21 protein-coding genes and 1 tRNA gene are annotated in these 26406 nt (G+C 37.4%); 14 read left to right on the top strand and 8 right to left on the bottom strand.

Annotated elements, in window-relative coordinates; genetic code table 11:
- Positions 1–24 precede the first annotated feature (24 nt).
- From SOM16_RS18365 to SOM16_RS18350, 4 genes are all read left to right on the top strand, one after another.
- Positions 25–372: a hypothetical protein gene (locus tag SOM16_RS18365; protein WP_320465457.1), complete on the top strand. Its 348-nt coding sequence runs from the start codon at positions 25–27 to the stop codon at positions 370–372.
- Between the two features lie 84 nt (positions 373–456).
- The gene (locus SOM16_RS18360) at positions 457–2670 is read left to right on the top strand and encodes a cation:proton antiporter (protein ID WP_320465456.1); all 2214 of its coding nucleotides are present in this window, start codon (positions 457–459) and stop codon (positions 2668–2670) included.
- Between the two features lie 110 nt (positions 2671–2780).
- The gene (locus SOM16_RS18355) at positions 2781–3815 is read left to right on the top strand and encodes a DUF2157 domain-containing protein (protein WP_320465455.1); all 1035 of its coding nucleotides are present in this window, start codon (positions 2781–2783) and stop codon (positions 3813–3815) included.
- A gap of 320 nt (positions 3816–4135) precedes the next feature.
- The gene (locus tag SOM16_RS18350; RefSeq protein ID WP_320465454.1) at positions 4136–4516 is read left to right on the top strand and encodes a hypothetical protein; all 381 of its coding nucleotides are present in this window, start codon (positions 4136–4138) and stop codon (positions 4514–4516) included.
- A gap of 342 nt (positions 4517–4858) precedes the next feature.
- Here the strand turns inward: SOM16_RS18350 and SOM16_RS18345 are convergent, their stop codons facing one another.
- Both SOM16_RS18345 and uvrA read right to left on the bottom strand, forming a co-directional pair.
- Positions 4859–5512 carry a LysE family transporter gene (locus SOM16_RS18345; RefSeq protein WP_320465453.1) on the bottom strand — a complete coding sequence of 218 codons (654 nt, stop codon included), beginning with the start codon at positions 5510–5512 and terminating at the stop codon, positions 4859–4861.
- A gap of 8 nt (positions 5513–5520) precedes the next feature.
- Positions 5521–8334 carry an excinuclease ABC subunit UvrA gene (gene uvrA / locus SOM16_RS18340; protein WP_320465452.1) on the bottom strand — a complete coding sequence of 938 codons (2814 nt, stop codon included), beginning with the start codon at positions 8332–8334 and terminating at the stop codon, positions 5521–5523.
- A 258-nt stretch (positions 8335–8592) separates the two neighbouring features.
- Here uvrA and SOM16_RS18335 point away from each other — a divergent pair, with 258 nt between their 5' ends.
- The 7 genes from SOM16_RS18335 to recA all read left to right on the top strand — a co-directional run bounded on the left by SOM16_RS18335 (position 8593) and on the right by recA (position 13962).
- Positions 8593–9177 (top strand): RNA polymerase sigma factor, encoded by a 585-nt coding sequence (locus SOM16_RS18335; protein WP_154278928.1) that lies wholly within the window; start codon positions 8593–8595, stop codon positions 9175–9177.
- A gap of 138 nt (positions 9178–9315) precedes the next feature.
- A complete protein-coding gene (locus tag SOM16_RS18330) occupies positions 9316–9459 on the top strand; it encodes a hypothetical protein (protein ID WP_320465451.1) in 144 nt (47 codons plus the stop codon).
- A 252-nt stretch (positions 9460–9711) separates the two neighbouring features.
- Positions 9712–9861: a hypothetical protein gene (locus tag SOM16_RS18325; RefSeq protein ID WP_320465450.1), complete on the top strand. Its 150-nt coding sequence runs from the start codon at positions 9712–9714 to the stop codon at positions 9859–9861.
- A 5-nt stretch (positions 9862–9866) separates the two neighbouring features.
- The gene (locus SOM16_RS18320; protein WP_320465449.1) at positions 9867–10487 is read left to right on the top strand and encodes a hypothetical protein; all 621 of its coding nucleotides are present in this window, start codon (positions 9867–9869) and stop codon (positions 10485–10487) included.
- Positions 10488–10889: 402 nt separating this feature from the next.
- Positions 10890–12077 (top strand): MFS transporter, encoded by a 1188-nt coding sequence (locus SOM16_RS18315; protein WP_320465448.1) that lies wholly within the window; start codon positions 10890–10892, stop codon positions 12075–12077.
- A 70-nt stretch (positions 12078–12147) separates the two neighbouring features.
- Positions 12148–12822 carry an endonuclease III gene (nth, locus tag SOM16_RS18310; RefSeq protein ID WP_320465447.1) on the top strand — a complete coding sequence of 225 codons (675 nt, stop codon included), beginning with the start codon at positions 12148–12150 and terminating at the stop codon, positions 12820–12822.
- A gap of 126 nt (positions 12823–12948) precedes the next feature.
- Positions 12949–13962 carry a recombinase RecA gene (gene recA, locus SOM16_RS18305; protein WP_154278924.1) on the top strand — a complete coding sequence of 338 codons (1014 nt, stop codon included), beginning with the start codon at positions 12949–12951 and terminating at the stop codon, positions 13960–13962.
- A 158-nt stretch (positions 13963–14120) separates the two neighbouring features.
- Here recA and SOM16_RS18300 read toward each other — a convergent pair whose 3' ends face one another.
- The gene (locus SOM16_RS18300) at positions 14121–14318 is read right to left on the bottom strand and encodes a hypothetical protein (RefSeq protein ID WP_320465446.1); all 198 of its coding nucleotides are present in this window, start codon (positions 14316–14318) and stop codon (positions 14121–14123) included.
- 176 nt (positions 14319–14494) lie between these two features.
- Entirely contained in the window at positions 14495–15496 is a 1002-nt protein-coding gene (tsaD, locus tag SOM16_RS18295; protein WP_320465445.1) for a tRNA (adenosine(37)-N6)-threonylcarbamoyltransferase complex transferase subunit TsaD, read from the bottom strand.
- Between the two features lie 154 nt (positions 15497–15650).
- Here tsaD and SOM16_RS18290 point away from each other — a divergent pair, with 154 nt between their 5' ends.
- Positions 15651–20003 carry a translocation/assembly module TamB domain-containing protein gene (locus SOM16_RS18290; RefSeq protein WP_320465444.1) on the top strand — a complete coding sequence of 1451 codons (4353 nt, stop codon included), beginning with the start codon at positions 15651–15653 and terminating at the stop codon, positions 20001–20003.
- Positions 20004–20283: 280 nt separating this feature from the next.
- Here SOM16_RS18290 and SOM16_RS18285 read toward each other — a convergent pair whose 3' ends face one another.
- The 3 genes from SOM16_RS18285 to SOM16_RS18275 form a co-directional block, all read right to left on the bottom strand.
- Positions 20284–21495, bottom strand: a complete 1212-nt coding sequence (locus SOM16_RS18285) for a bifunctional 3,4-dihydroxy-2-butanone-4-phosphate synthase/GTP cyclohydrolase II (RefSeq protein ID WP_320465443.1) — start codon at positions 21493–21495, stop codon at positions 20284–20286.
- A gap of 144 nt (positions 21496–21639) precedes the next feature.
- Positions 21640–23064, bottom strand: coding sequence for an LptF/LptG family permease (locus SOM16_RS18280; protein ID WP_320465442.1), 1425 nt, complete (start codon positions 23062–23064; stop codon positions 21640–21642).
- Between the two features lie 29 nt (positions 23065–23093).
- A complete protein-coding gene (locus tag SOM16_RS18275; RefSeq protein ID WP_320465441.1) occupies positions 23094–23474 on the bottom strand; it encodes an START-like domain-containing protein in 381 nt (126 codons plus the stop codon).
- A 136-nt stretch (positions 23475–23610) separates the two neighbouring features.
- On the opposite strand from SOM16_RS18275, the gene SOM16_RS18270 reads away from it, so the two are divergent.
- Positions 23611–23684, top strand: a tRNA-Met gene (locus SOM16_RS18270).
- A 373-nt stretch (positions 23685–24057) separates the two neighbouring features.
- Here SOM16_RS18270 and SOM16_RS18265 read toward each other — a convergent pair.
- The gene (locus SOM16_RS18265) at positions 24058–25260 is read right to left on the bottom strand and encodes a serine hydrolase domain-containing protein (RefSeq protein ID WP_320465440.1); all 1203 of its coding nucleotides are present in this window, start codon (positions 25258–25260) and stop codon (positions 24058–24060) included.
- A gap of 461 nt (positions 25261–25721) precedes the next feature.
- On the opposite strand from SOM16_RS18265, the gene SOM16_RS18260 reads away from it, so the two are divergent.
- Positions 25722–26234: a hypothetical protein gene (locus tag SOM16_RS18260; protein ID WP_320465439.1), complete on the top strand. Its 513-nt coding sequence runs from the start codon at positions 25722–25724 to the stop codon at positions 26232–26234.
- The last annotated feature ends 172 nt before the right edge of the window (positions 26235–26406 follow it).

The following is a 26406-nucleotide window of genomic DNA, read 5'->3' as shown; positions in this document are numbered from 1 at the left end:
CTCATTTTCGCTATATTAGCAGCAATGAGGGTTTTTTATATCATATTTTTTTTCAGTACGCTGTTGAGTTTCGAGAGCTTTGCTGCTTCAAAAAAAAATACTGCATTAAAAAGTCATTCTACACAGATCACTACGTTTTCCAAAAGATACAACCTGAAATTCAATTTTGGGATTGCTGCCGATCAGGAAAATATCCAAAAAGATTTAATCAATAATACCGTAGTTAAAATCCTTTTGGATCTATTTGCTGTTCTTCTTATTGTAATGCTTCTATCCTTACCTGTTAAAATAGGTGATTCGATTTTGAAGCGATTGAAATACAATTACTGGTGTTTACTTGAAATGCTTTACCCGAAACACGTTTTCTGGTAATTCTTTGAAGTTCACCACCATCAGGTGGAATTGCAATAGCCGGTTTTTGCCGGAAATGTTTTACCATAATACCGATTACCATAAATGCATTTACCAGATTTAATTGCCGATTTAGGATTAATCCTCGCCGCAGCAGGGATTACCACACTCATATTTAAAAGAATAAAGCAACCCTTAGTGCTGGGTTATATTTTAGCAGGCTTACTTGTTGGCCCGCATCTGGATTTTTTTCCTTCAGTTACCGATACCAAAAGTATTAACATCTGGGGCGAGATTGGAGTAATCTTCCTTCTGTTTAGCTTAGGGTTAGAATTCAGTTTCAAAAAACTCGTTAAAGTAGGTGGCTCGGCATCAATCACCGCCATTGTAGAAGTTGTTTTCATGCTCCTTATTGGCTTTTCTGCGGGTAAACTGATGGGGTGGAAAACCATGGACAGTATTTTCCTTGGTGGTATCCTATCCGTTTCTTCCACCACCATTATTATCAGGGCTTTCGAAGAGTTGGGTGTTAAACATAAGAAATTTGCCGGTTTAGTATTTGGTGTACTCATTGTAGAAGATTTAGTGGCGATTTTATTGCTTGTGCTCCTCTCAACACTGGCGGTTAGCCAGCAATTTGCCGGTACTGAAATGTTAATTTCGATTGCTAAACTTGCTTTCTTTTTAGTGCTTTGGTTTTTAGGTGGAATATTTCTGATCCCTTCTTTCCTTAAAGCCACCAGAAAACTCATGAACGATGAAACTATGTTAGTGGTTTCTTTGGCCTTATGTCTAATCATGGTACTCCTAGCCGTTAAAGTCGGTTTTTCTCCAGCTTTGGGTGCTTTCATTATGGGTTCTATTTTGGCAGAAACTACACAGGCTGAAAGAATAGAACACCTTACCAAATCGGTAAAAGATTTGTTTGCAGCAGTATTCTTCGTTTCAGTAGGCATGCTGATTGATCCGAAAATTTTGATCGACTACGGCTTACCCATCGTTATCGTAACACTTGCTACTATTCTAGGCAAATTTTTAAGTTCAAGCCTTGGCGCCTTACTCTCTGGTCAACCTTTAAAAACATCTGTTCAAGCCGGGATGAGTTTAGCGCAGATCGGGGAGTTTTCTTTCATCATTGCCACACTTGGATTAACCCTGAGGGTAACCAGTGATTTTCTTTATCCAATTGCCGTGGCCGCATCAGCAATCACTACTTTTACCACCCCATATCTGATTAAACATTCTGAATCGTTTTATAACTTCCTGAATAGAATTTTACCAAAAAAATGGCTCGATGGTATCTCCAGGTACAGTTCCAGCACTGCTGGAATGACCACACTGAGTGATTGGAAAATCCTTTTGCGTGGCTATGCTTTTAACACCGTAATCCATTCCGTTATCATCGTAGCCGTTATCTTTCTGGCATCGCGCTATATTCAACCCTTTATTGCAAACAACGTTGTAAATGGAATGAAATCGACGATCATTAGCCTGGTTGTTTCATTTATCATCATGGCGCCTTTTTTATGGGCCTTATCAATCAGGAGAATCCAGAAAACTGCTTATTCGCATTTGTGGCTCAGTAAGAAGTTTACCCGGGGACCGCTCATTGCAATTGAAGCATTTAGAATTGCGTTAGGGGTATTTTTTGTAGGCTTCCTGGTATATGAATTCTTCGACACCTGGGTAGCTGCCGGAATTGCCCTCGTACTTATAGTATTAATGATGTTTATCTTCTCCAGAAAACTTCAGGCATTTTATAATAAACTGGAGAAACGTTTTATTTTAAACCTGAATGCGAGAGAAAACCAAAAACCAGATATTTTACCCTGGGATACCCATTTAACGGAAATAGTGGTTTCTCCTGAATCGGAAGTAGTAGGCCAAACGCTTGCCAGCCTAATGATTCGCGAAAAATACGGCGTAAATATTGCCATGATTGAACGAGGGAGAACCCATATCCCAACACCTGGAAGAGACGAAAGATTATACCCGAATGATAAGCTACTCTTGATTGGTGCAGATGATCAGCTGGCAGCGGCAAAAGCAATTTTAGAAGTAGATATTCCAGAAACTGAAAGCGAGAAAAACTTCCCGGATAAGGAAATGACTTTGCAGAAGGTTGTAGTCAACACGGAATCTCCTGTTTATGGTTTAAGTATCAGAAATGCAGGGATCCGTGAAAAAGCACAGGCACTGATTGTAGGAATTGAACGCGGAACAGAAAGAATATTAAACCCCTCATCTGATTTCACTTTCGATAATGGTGATGTTATCTGGATTGTGGGGAATAATAAGAAGATTAAAGAGGTTATATAGCGGGTTGGAGTCTTGAGTCCGCAGTCATGAGTCTGGAGTCGATATTGCCTTACGACTTTAGACTCCCGAATAAAGACTTATTTTTTTTATCTTCGCATACAACCCTACCTATGAAAGTTGATATAGAAAAAAGTGAGTTTCTTGATGAAATGATTGAGCAGTGGCAACATGATGGCTTAATTAACGAGGAAACAGGCAGCAAACTTCGACAAAGCTATGAAGCCAAAAACTTCGACTGGTTAAGACTTGCCCAGTATGCCTTTTGGGTAGCATTGGCTTGCGGCTTTATTGCTTTAGGATCGCTTTTGATTGATAATTCTATTCTTAATTACCTCAAACGTGTTTACAATACTCCAAACATCGTTATTGCTTTGGTCTCTGCATGCTTGGCGGGCTGGCTTTATATTTTAGGTTTCCGAAGGAAGAAAAAACTACCTAACCTTCGGTTTAGCAATGAAGCAATTGTGTTTTCGGCCATTTTACTCACGGCAAATGCGATTGCCTATTTTGGTAAATCGCTGGATAATGGCTCTGGAAACTTCACTGTTCTTATCTTAATTTCGGTATTTATTTACGGCGGATTGGGTTATTTTTTCAATTCAAAGCTAATCTGGATATTTGCATTAATATCCTTAGGTGCCTGGTTCGGTACTGAAACAGGTTATCTGAGCCGCTGGAACTATTATTTCCTCGGCATGAATTATCCGCTTCGGTTCGTGATTTTTGGTGCTGCGCTAACGGCATCATCCTTTATTATGAAAGCAATTCCGAAAACAAAGCAGTTTTTTCAGGTGACTTATCTAGCTGGAATGGTTTATTTATTTATTTCACTTTGGGCTTTATCGGTATTTGGCAACTTTGCCAGTTTGGAAGAATGGTATGCGGTTAGGCAATTAAACTTATTTTATTGGGCGTTAATTTCTGCTGCAGTTTGTGTAGCAAGCACTTTATATGGCCTAAAATACCGCGATGATATTGCCCGCGAATTTGGAATCACTTTTCTTTTCGTAAATCTCTATACGCGCTATTTTGAATACTTCTGGGACAGCTGGCACAAAGCACTCTTCTTCTCTGTACTCGCAGCTTCATTCTGGCTCATTGGTAGAAAAGCAGAAAAAATCTGGAATGTAGAATTTTTGAAGTGAAAGATGTATACATCCTCTTTAATAAAAGGCAACCTAACTAAATGAATTATTTAAATTAGGTTAGCAATCACTGGCTATAGGTAAAATCAAAAACAAAGATGATCTATTATCTAATTAAAAGCGGAGCAAGTATATTATGGTTTTGCGTATATCCATTTGTTGGCTATATGATCAAAAAGTTCTTTTCAAAATCAAAAATCATTGTCTTACTTGTCTTATCATCTATACTTTTCTGTCCAATTTTAGTTGGATATAGCTACGTACAACCACTATTAAATGAATCATTATTTCTTATAATTATTTCTTGCACTTATAGCCTGATGATTAAAGATACCAAGTGGCAATTAACCAGTATAACTTCACTATCAAGTTTTCTGTTTTTAGGCTTTGTAATTTTTTTTGGAAAAATGCTTGTAACATTAAAGAAAAAGAATCAATGGAATATTGGAAATTATAAAATTGAATATTTTGAAGAAAGAGGCTTTTCTGGAGGGCCACTCCTTGTTTACAAATTAAACAAATACACGGAATTTCCAGTATTTATAAAAGAAATAGAAAGTAAAGAAGACACTGATACGATAAATAATTGCATCATAAAATTTCCGACGAGCAAATTCCAATTCAATAAATGTACAGGTGGCAGAAGTAGTAAATTGCAACTTACTATAGAAATACCAACTGCCCCCACACCAACACATTAACATAAAAAAGAGAGCATTAATTAAGCAATAAAGATTGCTTTCTGAAAACCGCTTTAATAAAAACTGCGCTAGTTTGACGTCTTGTTTTTTGCTCCTTGAAGATCCTTGTGTTAACATTTTCCGATTCTTCATCGGTAATGCCCCTAGTTTTTGCACTGCTCTAACCGCTATGAGGTTGACAGAAAATAAAGAAAAACTATTTTAATGATGATTTCACTATACACGCTGGGTATTTTCTATAAACTTTTCGTACTGAAATCATTCGTCTTACTGAACTAGATTTAGTTTTCTATTTCACGAAAAACTTCAGACTAAAGACTTAGGACTAAAAACTAACCACAATTACAAAATAATAACAACCTGTTTCACGATTAAATAAACCGCGAGTACATATAGAAATATCGCAATAGATTTATTAATAATCAAACTGCTTAATGCAAATTTATCCTGAATAAAAGTTGCAAAATGAGCATAAACATATAGGGCACCCGCAGAGCCGAAGCCAGATCCAATAGCGAAAACGATCAGCGACAAATAATCAGTTTTTATCCATTCGTGCAAAATCACGTAATTGCCAAAAAATAGCCAGAAAGGAATCTGAACCGGGTTTAACACCCCAAGAATTAATCCATACAAAACACTACCACTTCTTTTATCGTCCTTTTTATTACTGGTTATTGGCACCTTTTTACGGTTAACCCAGGTAATAGTACCCATGGTAATAAACATCAGAATCATAAAGCAATCCACTAAAGTACCTAAACGTACTTCACTTACTGCTTCATTAGGATTAATGTCGCTCATGGCCCAACGTGCAAAACGCATCATCCCAAACGTAAAAAAAATTTCTACGCAAGAAAACGAGAGGATAAAATACCACACCTGCCGCATGCCTTTGTTAATGGCCAGCTGTGCAACGGTGAGATTGATATTGCCAGGAGGAATATAGCCCATGGCGTTGAGAGCAATGCCTATAAAAAACGTTAGAAAAAGCATTGCCGAAATTATGGATTTAAATTCAAATGCGTTGCTAAATATTTACCTGTGTAAGAAGTTTTCTCTTTAATCAAATCTTCTGGCAAGCCTTCAAAAACCAATTTACCACCACCATCGCCACCTTCAGGGCCAATATCAATTACCCAATCTGCACATTTAATCATGTCCATATTGTGTTCAATTACTAAAATAGTATTTCCCTGCTCTATCAAAGTATTTAAAGCTTTTAATAGCTTTTTAATATCATGGAAGTGTAAACCAGTGGTTGGCTCATCAAAAATAAATAGCGTTTTATTGGCATTGTTCCCCTTAATTAAGAACGATGCGAGCTTAATTCGCTGTGCTTCCCCACCCGATAAGGTATTTGAAGACTGCCCTAAATGCACATAACCTAGACCAACATCTACCAATGGATTTAATTTATTTAGGATCTTCTGTTCATCTTTGAAAAATTCGACAGCCTCATCGATTGTCATATCTAAAATCTCAGAAACATTTTTTTCCTTATAAGTAACATCTAAAACCTGTTGTTTAAAACGTTTTCCGCCACAAGCCTCACAAGGCAAATAAATATCTGCCATAAATTGCATTTCAATTTTCACCTCACCTTCACCCTGACAAACATCGCAACGCCCACCTTCCACATTGAAAGAGAATGCAGCAGGCTTTAATCCTGCAGCTTTCGCAGAAGCCAATCCTGAAAACAAAGCACGAATATCATCCCAGGCTTTTACATAAGTAACCGGATTCGAACGACTGGAACGTCCAATCGGATTCTGATCCACCATCTCCACGGCACTTACTAAATCAGTATTTCCGAAAATTCCATCATAAGCACCTGTTTGCTCACCCGCATAATTACCAATGGCTTTTTGCAAAGCAGGATAAAGAATTTTCTTTACCAAACTGGTTTTTCCAGAGCCTGAAACACCACTCACTGCAGTGAAAACACCGAGTGGAAACTTCACATCAATATTCTGAAGATTATTTTCGCGGGCACCTTTAATCAGGATATGATCTTTCCATTTACGGCGCTTCTCCGGAATAGCAATTTTTTCAATGCCCGCCAGATATCGGCCGGTTAAACTATTAGTATCCTTTAAAATTTCCTCGTAATTTCCACTAAAAACCAAATTCCCGCCATGTGTACCTGCTTCCGGACCAATATCAATAATATAATCAGCAGCACGCATCATTTCTTCTTCGTGTTCTACCACGATAACGGTATTTCCAACATTCCTTAAAGATATCAGTACTTCAATTAATTTGTTGGTATCGCGCGGATGGAGTCCGATACTGGGTTCATCCAGCACATAGATAGATCCCACAAGACTACTGCCTAATGATGTTGCCAGGTTTATTCTCTGCGATTCCCCACCAGATAAGGTATTAGATAACCGATTCAGTGTTAAATATCCTAAACCTACATTGTTCAGGTAAAGGAAACGGTTATCGATTTCAGCCAATAAGCGTTTGGCAATTTTAGCATCATTTACGCCTAATTTTAAATCATTAAAGAAAACCAAGGCCTTAGCTAATGGCATCAAAACGATGTCGATAATGGACTTTTCAGCAATCTTTACATAAGAAGCATCCTTCCGCAAGCGAGAGCCCTGGCAATCGGGGCAAGTTGTTTTTCCGCGATAGCGGGATAACATTACCCGATATTGAATTTTATACGTTTGCTCTTCCAGTTCCTTAAAAAAGGCGTCAAGTCCGGCAAAGTGTTTATTACCTGTCCACAGTAACCGTTGTTCTTTAGCCGTTAACTGACTAAAAGGCCTGTGAATTGGAAATTCGAACTTTGGAGCCACTTTAACAAAATTCTGCAGCCAAACACTCATCTTCTCCCCTCTCCAGGGCGCAATGGCATTATCGTAAACACTTTTACTTTTATCGGGAATCACTAAATCTTCGTCGATACCAATTACGTTCCCGTAACCTTCGCAACGTTTACAAGCGCCATATGGATTATTGAAAGAGAAAAAATTAGGTGTTGGCTCTTCAAAACGAATTCCATCCAATTCAAACCGATCGCTGAAATGTTTAGTATTTCCTTCGGCCTCTACATAACAATCCCCTTTACCTTCAAAGAAAGCAGTTTGTGCAGAATCTGCCAATCGGCTTAAAGTTTCTTCTTCCTGATTAACCACAATCCTATCGATGAGAATCTGTACCGTTTTATCATCGGTTAGTTCTGCATCCTTAAAATCTGCATCATCAAGCACAGATTCGATTTTCAGAATTTTCTCTTCAATCAGCACCCGCAAAAAACCCTTCTGTAATAAGATAGCGAGTTCCTCTTTGATGGTTCTATTATTATGTGGGTAGAGCGGACAAAAAATGGTAACCGTGGTATCTTCCGGCATGGCGCCCACATAATCTACCACAGAACTTACCGAATCTTTTTTTACTTCTTTACCAGATACCGGAGATATTGTTTTCCCGATCCGCGAGAAAAGTAATTTCAAATAATCATAAATTTCTGTCGAGGTGCCTACCGTAGAGCGGGGATTGGATGTAATTACTTTTTGCTCTATTGCAATAGCGGGTGCAATGCCTTTAATATAATCAACATCGGGTTTATTCATCCTTCCCATAAACTGACGGGCATAAGATGATAAACTTTCTACGTAACGGCGTTGTCCTTCGGCATATAAAGTATCAAATGCAAGCGAAGATTTCCCCGATCCAGACATGCCTGTTACCACCACTAATTTATTTTTAGGGATAGCAACATCTATATTTTTAAGGTTGTGCACACGGGCACCTTTAATGATTATATTTTTATGCGGATCTTTTTCGGCCTCTTTTTTGCTCATGTAGTGTTAAGAATATATTATAAAACCCCAGAAAGTAATTTGGGTTTTGAGATGATACAAAAATAGGGTACTAAGGCGGTTAATTTATTTTTTAACTTTTATTTTTTGCATTTTGATAAAAAAATAACTTTCTTTGAACATTAACGACCTCAGAACCAAACCAACTCAATCAAAAAAACATAGGAGATAAGCTATAGAAATTAAACATCTACAAATTAATTTTTAGCAAACAGTACGGGATTTAGTGTAGGTAAACCTATGAATTTACAATCATATAACGATCAGGACCTCGTAAAGGTATATATTACCGGAAACGAGAACGGATTACAGGAACTTTTACGAAGACATAAAAGCAAGATTTATACATCTATCTACTTATTGGTTAAAGACCAGTATCTGGCAGAGGATATTTTTCAGGATGCGTTTATTAAAGTAATTAATACCCTGCGATCAGGAAGATATAACGAAGAGGGAAAGTTTTTGCCTTGGGTAATGCGTATTGCGCATAACCTGGTTATTGATCATTTCAGAAAAGAGAAACGAACACCAATCATCACCAGTTCTGATGGAATGGATGTCTTTAATACACTACAGTTTTATGACGAGAGCGCCGAGGATAAAATGCTTCGCGATCAAACCCATAAAGATTTAAAGGAAATGATTCATTTATTGCCTGATGAGCAGAAAGAAGTGCTTTTAATGCGTCATTATGCAGATTTAAGTTTCAAGGAAATTGCCGATTTAACTGATGTAAGCATCAATACCGCATTAGGCAGGATGCGTTATGCCCTGAGCAATCTTAGAAAAATGCTTAAAACGAAAGAGATGACATACAAAGGGTAGCACAAATGTTACAGTTTTTGTAGTAGGGTATAAAATAAAGCATCTGAACTATCGTTAAGTTTATAAACTTATCACATTTCATTGCTTATGACAAAAACCTCTACATCAAACACTAGTGTAAACTTACCTATTCAAAACATGTTTCAGCCAAAAACTGACATCGAATCTGACGCAGAAATCAGCTTATTTTATGATCAAATAAAAGGTAAGCTGGATCGCTTAGCGAAAAATCCTCAGGACGAAACCATCCGGAAGATTTTAGCTTACAGCAGCAAGAAGTAAAAACTTACATGAGTTAAAAAGGCTGTTCTACAAGTGTAGGGCAGCCTTTTCGTTTTTTCATCATGCTGTAACTTATCTTCGAGTGCATTTAAATAAAGATTAATTCAGATCTTGATTACGATTGCCTGCAGTGAATATTCTATATCATTACCCTACCGTAAGAGATGCCGCTTAAGGAAGCCAGGCGTGATTGGTTTGCTCAATTTGTATATTAGAAAAAATGAAAAACGCAATTGAATAATTACTTCTGGGATGAGAAAAATCTTTGGTGGAATTATTGACAGGGAAACATTGAAAGGTGTTTGTCTTAGTGATGTAGCGCCTACTGGCTATCCAGCTACAGACGCAGCAATCGAGGCCTATGTAGAGAACTATTGTGAGAATTTAGCAAACGGCCATTAATTAAGATGATGAAGAGAATATTAATAATAATAGGTTTCTTCGTTGGAATTCAAGGTTTGCATAGTCAAACCCTGAGTTGCAAAATTGAAGGAACACTGATTAATCAAGCTGCTTACAGGTATGCTTATCTATATTTCAATGATAGTAAATCTACCTTATTAACTGAAATAAAGGATAACCATTTTTTATTTGAAACTCCGCAACCAGGCATTTTTACTACTGCTCAAATTTTTTTAGGATTTGATTCCCTCAAAACGCTGCAAGATTTAGTTAAAGAGCGACGCATGGGGATAAATGGAGTAAGGCCAGTTGTAGTGGAAAATCTCAAAATTATTGTAAACACTGACATGCCAAATGCAAAAATCTTCGGAAGCGACTTGAATAGAGATTTAGATGAGATGTACCAGGCAGTCAAATCTCTTGAATATAAAAATTTCATAGCGCAACACTTGGATTCTCCAGTATCCCTACATCTTATCGACACACTCAGCAAAGTTAATAAAGTGAAACTCCCATTCGGAGAATCTGTCCAATATGATGTTGAAGGTTTTTATAATATGCTTTCTGATCAAATCAAGGCATCGACATATGGTAAAAAAGTATGGAATAATATTTCAAAGAAATAACTAGTTTTAATATTATCTATCTGCCAATTGATAGAGCATAGCAATAAAACCAGGGTTACGCACTTAAATTCTAACTTCGTTATATTTTCTTGATATAGAAGCCCAGAAATCTATCCCTCGCCTGTTTCACTCATCTACCACTAAAAACGGGTATTATTTTAAGCATCTGGTATTTCTTGAAAAGAACCTTCTAAAAGTACAGGCTTTAAATAGTCAGGTATTAAAGCAAAAGAAAATTCAACAATTAGAATCTGCTAACCGGGAGGAGAAATACAACGCTTATACAAAACTTTATTTATTTCTAGAATCAATAACAGCACCTTTTAAGATGTCCCGATTTTTACAATTAAAAATCCAAAAAGCCTTACCTTTGCATAGTGTAATTTTAACACTAAGCACACTATGAATAAAAATCTTCTTCCACTAACGCTAGGTGGTTTGGGTATCGGCATCACAGAGTTTGTAATGATGGGTTTGCTGCCCGACATTGCAAAAGATTTAACCGTGAGTATACCAAAAGCCGGACATTTAATTTCGGCTTATGCCCTTGGTGTGGTTATTGGAGCGCCTCTGCTAATTATGATTGCAGGAAAGTATCCGCCAAAGAAAATACTCATCGCTTTAATGGTAATGTTTACAGCCTTTAATGCATTCTCTGCCTTTGCACCTACGTTTAATACCTTATTTATTGCCAGATTACTCTCAGGTTTACCCCACGGTGCCTTCTTTGGAGTAGGTTCTGTAGTGGCCAGTCGCATTGCACAAAAAGGAAAGGAAGCACAGGCCGTTTCTTTAATGTTTATGGGTTTAACTATTGCCAATATTATAGGCGTGCCACTAGGCACGTACATCGGTCATAATTTTTCGTGGAGGATTTCTTTTGCGGTGGTGGTTGCTGTCGGACTGATTACTTTATTGAGTCTCAAATTATGGCTTCCAGCTTTAGAGGCAGCTAAAAACCGCGATTTGAAAGCCGAACTCAGTTTCTTCAAAAAGAGGGAAGCCTGGATTATCATTTTGATGATCTCTATCGGTACAGGTGGTTTATTTACCTGGTACAGTTATATTGCACCACTCATGACAGACGTAGCACGCTTTTCACCAGAAGCGGTTACTTATATCCTTATGCTTGCTGGTTTGGGCATGATGGCAGGAAATTTCATCGGCGGCTTACTGGCCGATAAATATTCCCCAGCTAAAGCATCAGCCGTATTATTATTGGCTATGGTGGTTGCCTTAACCATTGTGCATTTTGTTTCTGCAAACCAGGTACTGGCGCTTGTAATGACATTTATAACAGGTGCGGTTGCCTTTTCACTTGCTGCACCAATCCAGATGCTCATGATTCAATCTGCCAAAGGTTCTGAAATGCTGGCCGCATCTGCAAGTCAGGCGAGTTTTAATATTGGAAATGCCTTAGGTGCATTCTTCGGAGGATTACCTCTGGTTTATGGCTTCGATTATACTTCTCCCGCCTATGTAGGTGCAGCAATGGCACTCATTGGTGCATTTTTCGCCTTCTGGCTGATCAAAAGTAAATCAGGCAAAGTACTCGGAGCATCGGAGCAAAAATATGCGGTGATGCACTAATTTCCTCGAATCATTATGCATTGAGCAAAGATAAATGGTAACTCAACAATTTGCTTGCTATATTTGCCCCATGCTAAAAAAAGAACGTTATAAACTTTTTGTAGAACATTTCTCGGCCAAACAGCCAGATGCAGAAACAGAATTACATTACAACAATCCGTACCAGTTATTGGTAGCGGTAATTCTTTCTGCACAATGCACTGATAAGCGGGTAAATATGGTTACACCTGCCTTATTTCAGCGTTTTCCAAATGCAAGGGCATTGGCAGAAGTTACGCCAGATATCGTTTTTGATTACATCAAAAGCATCAGTTATCCAAATAATAAGGCAAAACACCTGGTTGGCATGGCCAATATTTTAGTTAACGAGTTTAATGATGTAGTACCTTCGGGAATAGATGATCTGCAAAAAATGCCAGGCGTAGGGCGTAAAACGGCTAACGTAATTGCTTCCGTAATTTATAACGCACCAGCAATGGCGGTGGATACACACGTATTTCGGGTAGCTAACCGATTGGGATTAACATATGGCAAAACGCCGTTGGCTGTTGAAAAAGACCTGGTTAAAAATTTACCAGAACACGATATTCACATTGCACACCACTGGCTCATTCTTCATGGGAGATATGTTTGTTTAGCCAGAAAACCTAAATGCGAAGTGTGTGAGATTACCTTTATGTGTAGGTATTTTGAACGATTAACTGCTCAAAAACAGCGGGATGAACTTAAAATAAAAATAATTTAACTTTACTATTGACATTAGCTAAAAAACAACTAACTTAGCTAAATATTTTAGCAATACAAGTTACCAACACATTTATATTTAGCCGACAATTCAATTATATTTACGTAATCAAATCAAAAAAAGAAAATGGCAAGCGCAAATCCTGATAAATTAAAAGCATTACAGTTAACTCTAGATAAATTAGAAAAATCTTATGGTAAAGGTACCATAATGAAACTTGGCGATACCGCTATCGAACCGATTGACTTCATTTCTACAGGTTCAATAAGTTTGGATATTGCCCTGGGCATTGGTGGAATTCCAAAAGGAAGAGTAATTGAGATCTATGGTCCGGAATCTTCTGGTAAAACCACTTTAGCTACCCACATCATTGCCGAGGCACAGAAAAAGGGTGGTATAGCCGCATTTATTGATGCAGAGCATGCTTTCGATCAGTTTTACGCAAAAAAATTAGGAGTAGATACTGACAACTTATTAATTTCCCAACCAGATAATGGTGAGCAGGCATTGGAAATTGCTGATAACCTGATTCGCTCTGGTGCTATTGATGTAATTGTGATTGACTCTGTTGCCGCATTGGTTCCTAAAAGTGAAATTGAAGGTGAAATGGGCGACAGTAAAATGGGTTTACATGCCCGTTTAATGAGTCAGGCCTTACGTAAATTAACCGGAACCATTTCCAAAACAGGATGTTGCTGTATCTTCATCAACCAGTTACGTGATAAAATTGGGGTGATGTTCGGGAATCCAGAAACTACAACGGGTGGTAACGCCTTGAAATTTTATGCTTCTGTTCGTTTAGATATCCGCAGGATTTCTCAGATTAAAGATTCAGACGAAGTTTCTGGTAACCGTGTAAAAGTTAAAATCGTTAAAAATAAAGTGGCTCCACCTTTCCGTATTGCAGAATTTGATGTAATGTTTGGTGAAGGTATTTCGAAAAATGGTGAAATCGTAGATTTAGGTGTCGACTTCGGAATTATCAAAAAAGCTGGTTCATGGTATTCTTATGGAGATACTAAATTAGGACAAGGTAGAGATGCAGTAAAACAATTGCTGAGTGATAACCCTGAATTAGCAGATGAACTAGAAATCAAGATTAAAGCTGAAGTTACGGGCGAGAAACTAGCTGAAAAGTAAGTTCCAATAAAATGATCACAGTAAAGGCGCTGCGAATTACTTCACAGCGCCTTTACTGTTATAAATCCTATATGGAATATTTAGACTAGGCAATTCTATAACAAACTTTTAAATTGTTAAGATTCTCTTATTAGCCCACGTTTTTCTCGTTATTGAAATTAATTCTGGCTGAATATAGCACTAAAATCTTTGGTTACATAAACAATAACCAATAATGCAGAAATAAGCAAGGCACCTAAAATAATCACACCCCAGCTTCCGTTCAGCTTATTTTTATCTTTTCTGATCAGGTAATATAAAATTCCGATAAGTGGTATCGCGCATACAATCCAAAATATCAATGATGCTCCAGTCATGTCTATAAATTCAATTTAATTATTTCTATTTTGAAGTTTAAGATTGCAATTGTGTTGCTTAGCTAATTCTTTCCCCAACGATCTAAACACCTCCCCCATCTAACCAACTAACCTATCTAAACCCCTAACCTATCTAACCGTCTAACCTATCTAACCCCTAGCCCTTCTCAACCAACCTAAAACTCCATTCTCGCCATAGGCGATACTTCCTGTCCTACAAAATCTTTCACTAAAAATTTCTGATAACCAGCAATAGCAATCATTCCTGCATTATCAGTACAATATTGAAAGGCTGGAATATAAACCTTCCATCCAAGCGCATCTGCAGTTTCTTGTAATCCACTTCTCAAGCCGGAGTTAGCGGAAACGCCACCAGCAATGGCCACTTCATTAATGCCATACTGTTTAGCCGCTTTTTTTAACTTATTTAGTAAAATCTGCACAATGCTGTGTTGAACAGATGCACAAATATCATCTAAATTTTCGGCAATAAAGTTTGGATTTTCCTTTTCCTGTTTCCTGATGAAATAAAGAATTGAGGTTTTAAATCCACTAAAGCTGAAATTGAGTTCTGCAATCTGCGGTTCAGCAAACTTAAAAGCTTTAGGATTACCCAATTTAGCGTGCTGATCAATTAATGGTCCGCCAGGGTAAGGAAGCTGCAAGATTTTTGCCGTTTTATCAAAGGCTTCTCCTGCTGCATCATCAAGGGTTTCTCCCACAATCTCCATATCGAAATAATCCTTTACCAGCACAATCTGTGTATGTCCGCCAGAAACGGTAAGGCATAAAAACGGAAAGTTTGGTTTTGGATCGTCAATAAAATGCGCCAGGATATGGGCATGCATATGATTGACAGAAATTAATGGTACATTTAATGCAAGTGCAAAAGATTTAGCAAAGGATACTCCTACTAATAGGGAACCTAGCAAACCTGGCCCACGTGTAAAGGCAACAGCATTTATGTCCTGTTTTGTAACCTTTGCATTCTTTAATGCCTGCTCAATAGTTGGGACAATATTTTGTTGATGTACCCTGGATGCCAATTCAGGGATTACGCCACCATAATTTTCGTGAATAGTTTGGTTTGCAATAACATTGGCCGTAATTTTGCCGTTGTTACATATAGCGACTGAAGTATCATCGCAAGAGGACTCGATAGCAAGTATAACAGACAAATTATTTAAATTTTTAAGCTGCAAAATTATTAAAAAACTATTTAAAATACTCCTTTGGGTAATTGCATCAATAATTTTGCTGCTTGCGCTTATTATTTTCTCATTACAGTTTAAGCCCGTTCAAACGTACGTTGCTCAAAAAGCAGCGGCATATTTGTCAAAAGAGCTTAATACGACTATTTCCATTAAAAGCCTTTACATTAAGCCTTTCAAATCTGTCGTGCTCGAAGATTTGGTAGTGCTCGATTTGCAAAAAGACACCTTACTCCGCACCCCGCAGTTTATGGTTGACATTAATCAGCTTTCTATTAAGAACAAGATAATTGATGTCAATACCATTCAAATTAATAATGGCCAATTTTTCCTAAAGGATTTCAAAGATAAGTCTTCTAATCTCGATTTCATCATAGACTACTTTGATTCTGGTAAACCTAAGGTAAAGAAAAAGAAAACCAAGCCATATGATGTGAAGCTTGGCCGCCTTATTTTAAACCAATTTGCATTTCGCTACACCAATTACGCGGCGAAAGATACCACTCAAGGCAAAACGGTAAACTTTGATAATGTTGATGTTAAATCGCTAAGTGGAATCTTCGAGGGGCTTGACATGAAAAATCACCTCCTTAAAACCAATGTTAAGAATCTGACATTGAAAGAAAAAAGTGGTTTTTACCTCAAGAATTTAACAGCAGAAGCCACCCTAGATAGTAATGCAATAGAACTGAAAAACCTGTTATTGGTTACCAATAATAGCCACCTCACGAATTACTATCAAATGAAATATAAATCTCTTAAAGATTTTAATCATTATGTAGATAATGTGAGGATGAAGGCGGTGTTCAAAGATAGCCACCTTTCTTCCAAAGACATTGCTTTTTTTGCACCAGAACTCAATGATGTGAAACTGGAATTGGATATAGACGGTCAGATTACAGGATTAGTAAATAACCTAAGGGCAAAAAAGCTATCTATCAAAGCAGGAAAAGCCACTTATATTAAGGGCGATTTCATTCTGAAAGGCCTACCGAAGTGGCGCGAAACTTTCATGGATATGAAAATTGAAATGGCCGGAACGAACAAAACTGATTTGGATGCCATTCTTGCTGATGTTACCAATAGCAAGAAAAAGGTTATTCCGATGATCGTAAATAAATTTGGCAATATCAATTTCAACGGTAGTTTTACGGGTTTCCAAAATGATTTTATTGCTTACGGAGAGTTTAAAACAAAGCTGGGTCGAATCGTTTCCGATGTAAATATGAAGATTGATAAGAACAATATTCCTTCTTATACCGGTAATGTTAAAACTTTCGACTTTAATATTGGCAATTTAATTGATGAAAAATCTTTAGGAAGAATTACATCATCACTTTATGTAAAAGGTAGAGGAACAGAACTTAAAAACCTCACCGAAAAAATCAACGGTGATGTAGATTATATCGATTTCAACGGATACAGATATAGCAATGTGAAAATTGACGGTACTTTCGACAAGAAATATTTTGACGGAAAACTAAGTATCGACGATCGGAATTTGAAACTTGTTTTTGACGGTGGTGTTAACCTGAATCCAAAACTTCCGGTGTTTAACTTCAATGCCACCATCTCAAAAGCAAAACTCAAAGCATTAAAACTACTTAAAGATTCTTTAATTGTTGATGCAGCCTTTAGCACCAATTTCTCTGGCACAAACCTAAATAACATTGAAGGAAGTTTGCTGATTGAAAAAATCAGGCTTCAAAACCCTAAAGGAATTTACAATGTAGATTCGGTTCAATTAATGGCAGAAGGCACTGGTATTAATAGAACCCTGAATATTAAATCAGACATTTTAGATGCGAGTATCTCTGGTGAATATGACCTTAACTCAATTGCTTCGTATTACAAAGCAATAGCGAAAACTTACATCCCATCGCTTAAAGCAGACATTATAAAGTACAATAATCAGATTTTTAAATTTGATCTCCGGGTTAAAAAGTTCGAGCCATTGGCGCAGTTCATCTCCCCTGGATTGGAAATGGAAGAAGGCGCCACCTTATTGGGTGATTTTGATTCGAGGAATAATACGGCTACCCTGACCGGGTTTGTTAAAAAACTAAAATATAATGGCATTGTAGTGAACAACATCATCCTGGATGAAAATACGACCAAAGAACAACTTCAGTTAATTGTTACCTCAGATCGTGTTCAGTTAAATGACAGTTTATTTATTAATGACGTTAACGTTTCAAACATTCTTCGCAACGATAGTCTGGCCTTTAACATCAAGATGTCTAATTCTAACGAAGTCAATCAACTGGATTTGAACGGACTCGTTGAGTTTACTAAAAACCAGGATACCACTGCCCGCTTAAGCTTGTTACCTTCTATTTTAAAGATAAATAGTGAGGAATGGCGGATACAGGAAAAGGTTAGAATTGTGCTGAACAATGGCAAAACGCTTATCAGCAACTTTGATTTGACCAATGGTAATCAACAATTAACCATTGATGGTTTACTATCGGATGATCCTAAAGACCTGCTTGATGTTGGATTTAAGAACTTCAGGTTAAAAACATTAAATCCCTTCACGAAAGGCTTCGGCGTAAAACTTGATGGAAATGCAAATGGAAATACAAAACTCTATGGCATTTTAAAGGCGCCAAGGGCTACCGATGATCTAAAAATCGATTCGCTCAACTTTAACGACATCTATATTGGAACCCTTCGGGATACCTCATCTTTTAGTAGCGAGAGTAACAAAGTAAATATTTTTACCAGAATCACTGCTGATAATACGGAAACCTTTAAGCTTACCGGAAACCTGGATCTGAATGAAAAACTGATCGACATGGATGTGAAGATGAACGATAGTAAGCTGACCATTTTAGAGCCATTCGTAAAAACGCTGGTTTCCAATCTGAAAGGAAATATTTCTGCGGATCTAAGTGTAAAAGGTCCATTAGATAAACCTGCCATTAACGGATCACTCTCGCTTGATGAGGGGCAATTGATGGTAAATTACCTCAAAACAACTTATGTCATAACAGATAAAGTCAATGTTACGAATAGTGTAGTTAACCTCAAAGACTTCAAACTTCGTGATTTGGAAGGCCACCTGGCAAATGCCACCGGAACCGTAGATCTAAATAACCTTAACGACCCAACTTTGGATATAGAGGTGAAGGCCACTGATTTCATGGCCTTAAATACCACTTCGAAAGATAACTCGGTGTACTTCGGAAAAGCCTATGGTACGGGTGTATTCAACTTTAATGGCCCTACCAGCAAAATGAAGATCGATATTAAAGCCAGAACCGGAAACGGAACGGTTTTCAATTTACCTTTAAACAGTTCGGAAACAGTATCTGATAAAGACTTTATTAATTTTATCAGTCGCGATTCGAGTAAAGTGGTGAAGAAAACCACTAGTTTTGACGGCTTAACACTTACTTTTAAACTTACTATAGATCCCAATACCACTGCTAATATTTTCACCACTTTGGGTAATCTGAGTGGAAAGGGAAATGCAGAGTTAAACCTGAATATTAATAGCTTGGGCGATTTCGAGATGTCTGGCGATTATATTATTGAAACCGGTAGTTTTGATTTTACCGCACAAGAGGTTATTAATAAGAAATTCGAAATCAGGCAGGGTGGTACCATTCGGTGGACAGGGAACCCAACTGCTGCACAAATTAATCTAAAAGCAATTTATGCATTAAGAGCAAACTTAAATGAGCTCTTTAAAGCCGCTAACCGCGATGCGAGTAGTTTGGCCAACCAACGCGTAGATACTGAAGTAGAAATGGGATTAACTGGCCTCCTATTACAGCCAGAGATTAAACTTGATATTAATTTCCCGTCGCAGCCTTCTATTAAAGAACAGCTTCAAACTTATTTAAGCGACCAGAATAATCTTAACTTACAGGCCTTTAGTTTAATTATCAGACGGAGTTTTGCTTCCGGAAATGGTGGCGAATCGATCGGAAACCAGTTGAGTTCTACTGCCACAAGTACGGCTACAGAGTTGGTGTTTAATCAGTTTAACAACGTATTATCATCACTAAATTTGAACTTCGTTGATTTAAATGTTCGCTCATTAAACGAAGCCAATGCCTCTTTCAAATTATTTAATAATAGATTGATCGTTAACGCTGGTATAGTCGACAGGAACAGTGTAAATGATTTTAATGTAATTGACTTTTCTAACGATAATGTAGGTAGAGAGGTTGAGGCACTATTTTTAATTAGGAAGGATGGAAGCTTAACTGTAAAAGCAGCTAATAAACCACCAACACAACAAAGTATCTTTTTAAATAGTGGAATTAGTCAAACGGCAAATGTGACGTCTTTTGGTTTGGTATATACGCAACAGTTCGATACTTTTAAAGAGTTTATTCAGAAAATTTCTGGTTCTTACCGTAGAAACCTTAAACGGAAACAAAGCGAAACACCTGTTAAAACGAATAAATCAATTAGCAAGGAAGCGATTATTAATCAAAGTAAGGGTAATCAGAGGAAGTAAAATAGGGGGTTGACGTCATTATTCGTTTAGCATTGTTCGTCTATCGTTATTAACGTAAGGAGAAAATGCTTTGTTGGGCATTTTGAAGAGCTCTAGACATCGAATCGCAACGAGATACTACAATCAGATTTACTGAACATTTACTCCACAAAAAAGCCAGTAGCGAAACTACTGGCTGTATATTTTTTATCATTTTCAAAAGTCCAATTACCAATCCAACCGTTAACCACAAACTGAAAACTGTTAATTGAAAATTGTTAACTGAAAACTGCTAACTGAACTATCCTTTCATAATCGAATGGCCCATTTTATCACGTTTAGTTTTCAAATAACGCTCATTGTGTACATTACTTTCAATTTCAATTGGAATATTTTCAAACACCTCCAAACCATAGCCAATCAGGCCTGCTCTTTTAGTAGGGTTATTGCTCATTAAACGCATTTTAGTAATACCTTCAGATCTTAATATCTGAGCACCTACGCCATAATCACGTTCATCGCCCTTAAAACCAAGTTTAATATTGGCCTCAACGGTATCGAAACCAGCGTCTTGCAGGTTATAAGAACGAAGTTTATTGATCAGTCCGATACCTCTACCCTCCTGGTTCATATAAACCACAATTCCTTTACCTTCTTTCTGAATCATTTCCAAAGCTTTATGCAACTGAGGTCCGCAATCGCAACGGCATGATCCAAAAATATCACCTGTAACACAAGAGCTGTGTACACGGGCAAGAACCGGTTCATCATCGGCCCATTCGCCTTTTGAAATCGCCAAATGTGTAGCGTTATTATCCAACTGGGTATAGGCTGTCATTTTGAAATCACCCCATTGGGTTGGTAAATCAATGGTTACTTCTTTCTTAATTAAGCTATCAATATTTAACCGATAAGCGATTAAATCTTCAATAGAAATTATCTTCAGCTGGTGCTGTTCTGCAATTTTAAAAAGATCCGGAAGCCTGGCCATTTCACCATCTTCTTTCAATATTTCAACCAGAAGACCAGCGGGTTTCATACCTGCCAAACGGGCCAAGTCTACACCAGCCTCTGTATGACCAGCACGGCGGATTACACCACCATCTTTAGCGATAAGTGGAAAGATATGTCCTGGTCTACCCAATTCTTCAGGTGTAGTTTTAGGATCTACCAAAGCGAGCATGGTTTTAGACCTGTCGCTTGCCGAAATTCCTGTAGTACAGCCGTGGCCAACAAGATCTACAGAAACGGTAAAATTGGTCTCGTAAGCTGCTGTGTTTTTACCCACCATTAAGTCAAGGTTCAATTCTTTACAACGCTCTTCAGTAAGTGGTGCGCATATTAATCCTCTTCCATAGGTAGCCATAAAGTTAATTACCTCGGGCGTTGCATTCTCAGCTGCAGTTAGAAAATCTCCTTCATTCTCCCGGTTTTCATCATCAACTACGATAATTACTTTGCCAGCTTTAATATCAGCTATGGCTTCTTCTATGGTATTAAGTTTTGTTTGCATTTGTTCACGGCATATTTATCTAGCCAAATCATGTTATTATAATTGGCTAAGATAACATGTAACAGCTTTTGCCAACACAAAGGTACAACCTTAATAGACAAAAAAATCTACGAAATATCATTTATAAGTAAAGGATATTGGCTTCTATTTTTGCTTAATGCGGAACAATTTTAAGAAAAACTGTTTGTAATAATTAATATCAAATAAGGCAGAATCTACCGTAGCTTTATAGGTAAGAAATGCCGCCAGCGGCGATAGCACAATCACCGCAATCCACATGGCTACGATTGGATTTGTAGAACCTTCCCTTGCAGATTTTTCAGCTACAGTGGTAATAATGTGATAGATCAAAAAGAAAGATATTGCAATTACTACTGGCAAACCCATTCCACCTTTCCTAATGATTGCCCCAAGTGGCGCACCAATAAAAAACAACAGGATACAAGAGGCTGCTAAAGTAAACTTCCTTTGATACTCTATCCTGGTGAAAATATATTCGCCAACCAAATCGGTATGACGAGGGGCGGTATTCGAAAGATTCTGAATCATACCCGATACAATGTTTGATGCATTATCTAAACTTGCTTTTTTTGATCCATTCGGAATATCTTTTACAATATTATCGCTGATGACTTTTGGTGTAACTTTAAGTTTGGAATATCCTTTTGCTGAATTAAACTGTTTAAAATTCGATGATGCCATCCGGACGGCATACTGCCCTAAAGTATCTAACAGCTTGGATAGCGAGTCTCCTTTTTTACTAATCCCCCTTAAATTGAGCATTGGCGTACTGTTTCCAAAGGCATTAGGATCTGTCCGGTTCATATCGAAAGATTCCAGACTAAACCTGGGTTCCGTTTCTTTGAAGCGCGTTCTGTTTAAAATCTGACGCGGATTATAAGCGCCACTGGTACTCGCCTGTTCTTCATATTGCACGCCATCCTTCAGTTTAAGGAGCAGATATTTACCATCGGAAGTTTTATTCATCTCCCCTTCCCTGGCCATAATTACCTTCGGAATGCCATTTGTACCCCGGTGATCATAAATTAAAATACCACTTAGTTTCCCGTTTTCATCTTTCGAATCTACCCGAATAGAAAAATTTGGAATACTGTTATTAAATACGCCTGGTTTAATTAAAAATGACAGTTTTTTATTCCGGATATCATAAAGCAAAGAACTGAATTTCAGGTTTGCTTTTGGCAGCATGTAGTTAGAGAATAGAAAGGAACTGATGGTAAGCAAAATAATTACCACAAATAAAGGCCTCATGGCTTTCTGAAGAGATATACCAGCAGATTTAATGGCTACCAACTCGTAATTTTCGCCAAGGGTACCAAATGTCATGATAGAGGAAAGCAATACCGAAAGTGGTAATGCCATGGCTACGTTGGCGGCAGAGGCATAGTACATCAATTCTAAAATGGTGTACCATTCAAAACCCTTACCGATTAAATCATCGATCCACTTGAATAAGAAGAACATCAAAAGGATAAACATCACTACAAAAAAGGTAGCAAGGAATGGCTTAATGAATGCTTTTATTAAAAGAAGATGTATTTTTTTCACCCTGCAAAGGTAAGCAATAGGGTTTTAAACTAGGCACCTAAAACGCTAATCAAATAGTCAATTTGATTATCCCAGATTAATTTTTTCTCTGCCAGCAAGTCGTCTGTGGTAAAATCGGTAATAGAAAGTGCCACATCGTTGGTCAGCTCGTCTTGTACAATTTCCATCTCGAAATAACACTGCGGTTCGTCATCCAGCCACTTAAATTTAATCAATTTGTTCTCTTTAATCGAAACCAGCTTCGCTTTTAGCTGTTCATCATCCCAGGTAAATGTATAAACCTGGTCGCGAAAATTCACATCATCGGCAAACCATTGCGATAAGCCATTTGGCTCACTGATAAAGCTATACAATATTCGTGGTGACGATTTAACCTCGTACTCAAGTGTAAATTTTTTCTTTTCTGCCATGTTAATTCATTACCAGAATAAATCCGGAGCTATTTTTTTTTATTTATTTTTCTAAAGAAAGGTAATTTATTCTATATTTGCAACTCCAAAAAATAACCAGCTAAATATTTGATAATATACACAAATATTTCAACCCGGCGGGGTAGCTCAGATGGTTAGAGCGCAGGATTCATAACCCTGAGGTCGGCAGTTCGATCCTGCTCCCCGCTACTGATTAAAAGCTCATCGAAAGATGGGCTTTTTTTGTTTAAGGAGCGGTATTATGCACACGCGGCACGCGTGCGCCAGCGAGGGAACGAATTTCTGATAATTGGCCAAAAGAAATAGATAAATCAGGCTATAACAAAACAACAATTTATCATTTAAATCAATATCATCAGCTGGATAATATTAAATAAATCAGGCAATAATGAGAAAATATGTAGAAAATCAGTGATTTAAAGCATACTGAGGAGAGCTGCTATCTCTGAGCTAAGTCTGAGATGTGGGTTTTTAAAAACAGCCCATTAAAAAAACAAGTAAAGAAAAAATGGTAGCTTGGAATAAAAAACCCCTATCAATCTATTGTTTCGAAAAACTCATATTAAAACTTACTTATTGCTTTAGTAATGATATCAGTTAGCGAACCCTTGTCATCAATATACTTATTGCACAAAAACAGCCCACCTAAGCCCGTTGAAGGGTTAAATACAATGAATGAACTAATTCCAGGATCGTCACCATCATGTCCAATGGTGCCATTAGTATAAAGATTCCACAAAATACCTTTGTTTCTTTTCGTTAAATTTATTCCTACGGGTTTATCTAAATTAGAAAATTGGGGTGTAAACATCACGCGAAAAGAATCAGGTTTAAGAATGGCTGATTTACCTGACAAACCATTCATCATATCTATTAAAAATTTACTCAGGTCTATTGCATTAGTTTTCAGACCACCATCGGGGTAAGTAAGTAAGTCATACAAGGGAATTTTTACCTCACTATTAAAATAAAGCTGGGCTTGCTTATTCAAATTAAGCTCTGAAAGAAACCATGCTGAATGATTCATGTGCAAAGGTCTAAATATGTGGATTGAAGTAAACTTTTTGTAAGATACGCCCGACTTGATTTCAATTAAATATGCGATCAAAGTAGTTGCTATGTTACTGTATACAAACGTCCTTCCACCTTTATTATAAACAAAGTTATCGGGGCTGAAATAATTGCCTCCTTGAACTAAATAATTAAATAAGAATTTGCTAATTGACGAGTCTCTAAGCGATTGGCTATAACCAAATGCGTTCATTGGTTTCAAGAACGCTGTATCATATGGTCGTAATTCAAAATTGAAGCGATAAGTATTCATATAAATACTTTGCTTATCAATAATACCTGAAGTATGTGTGGCGAGCTCTCTTATTGTGATAGCATGAGTGGGTTCAAATGGATTAATAACCTTGAACGGAAGTATAGTATTGATATCTGTTTCCAAGGTAAAATAGCCAAGTTCAATCGCTTTCATAAGCGAAACTGCTAATATCATTTTACTAACGGAACCAATTTCTTGAGTCGTTTGTAAGGCATATGGTCTGTTTGCAGACATATCAGCATATCCGAAACATTGCTTGTATATCAGCCGATTTTTGCTGACCATTACAACAGCCATTCCTGGTAAACTATCTCTTATCATTACCTGTTTAAATTCTTTTGTAATTTGCTTTGCATTGTTTTGCGCATCTACCGGATTAACAAAAATGGCCAGGCATAGGAAAATATTAAAATAGGTTAAAATGGAATTGATATTCATTTTTTCTGATTAGATTGAGTTCAAAACTAATAAAATTTGATGCGGTCAAATTGTATAAAAGCGAACAAACTAGCTTTCTAGCGGAAGAATATATTGTTCAACATTAAACTTTAAAGGCATTAAGCATAGCCCAATATAACAATTTTAATTATTCCACTATTTTCAGGTCTGTAGCTATTGAACGGAATGCAGGTGATTATATCAGCCGCTATTCTCACCAAAAAATTAGCCTCCATTTGGCTTCCATTCTTCGAAAATATTTTGTGAATTAGATTTTTGTATCTACATTGCTGATGCAAATCGATAATCAACAAAATTTCTAACATTAACAGAGACGGTATAAGCAAATCATTTTTAACAATATTACTTAGGGGAGCGTTTTAGAAACGCATTTTCAATTGATCTCTGTATGGAGTTGATTGTCGGTTTGCAGCCCCTAAGTATACTTTTTAACAAGTGTTATGCAAACCGACAATTGTAAAAACCCAAACACGCAGCTCCCTGTTCAGGTTGAAGCTGTAAGTGAGTTCCGAAAACTGATCGAAATTTATTTCGAGATGAGAAGTTTATCGGATATTAACCAACTACTTACTGAACTGCTGAGCGCTGCCATCGGGCCAGATCCCCGTTCGGGCAAGCACAAACCTATTGCTATCGCCAATGCGCTTTATCATGTAAACAACATCATCAGTCTGCTCACCGCAACAAAACCTTTGGCTAATGAGGAATCTTTCCAACATCACAACAGAAACCTGGCGTACAAACTGCAGGCGGTTGGCCATTTTGATATTCCGCAGCTAGCGGAGTTATTATATTATGGTTTAAATGCCTACATTTTTCAGGAAGATGGTTATGAAGGCACCACCCTAAACTTTTCTGCCGAAATTACCAACGCCTATAAAATGATTGGTGATTGGCTGGCAGATTGCAATGCCTGGAACACAGCTTTTAAACAAAGGATTCAAATCAATTAATTTGAGTCGCTGTATCACCAACTGATAAGTTATGGCAACCGCTACACCCTTTCTTTTTTAAGGAAGGGTGCCTGTAAAGCGAGTGGTTAATTGGTTACGAGCCCCTATCCGCCTATCGGCACCTTTCCCCGGATGGGAAAGGACGGTTGGAAAAAGTATTCTTCGCAGCTAG

This window comes from Pedobacter sp. CFBP9032 (genome assembly GCF_034045265.1).
Classification (GTDB): Bacteria; Bacteroidota; Bacteroidia; order Sphingobacteriales; family Sphingobacteriaceae; genus Pedobacter.
The sequence above is the reverse complement of the archived record's forward strand: the minus strand, read 5'-3'. Positions and strand labels throughout refer to the sequence as shown.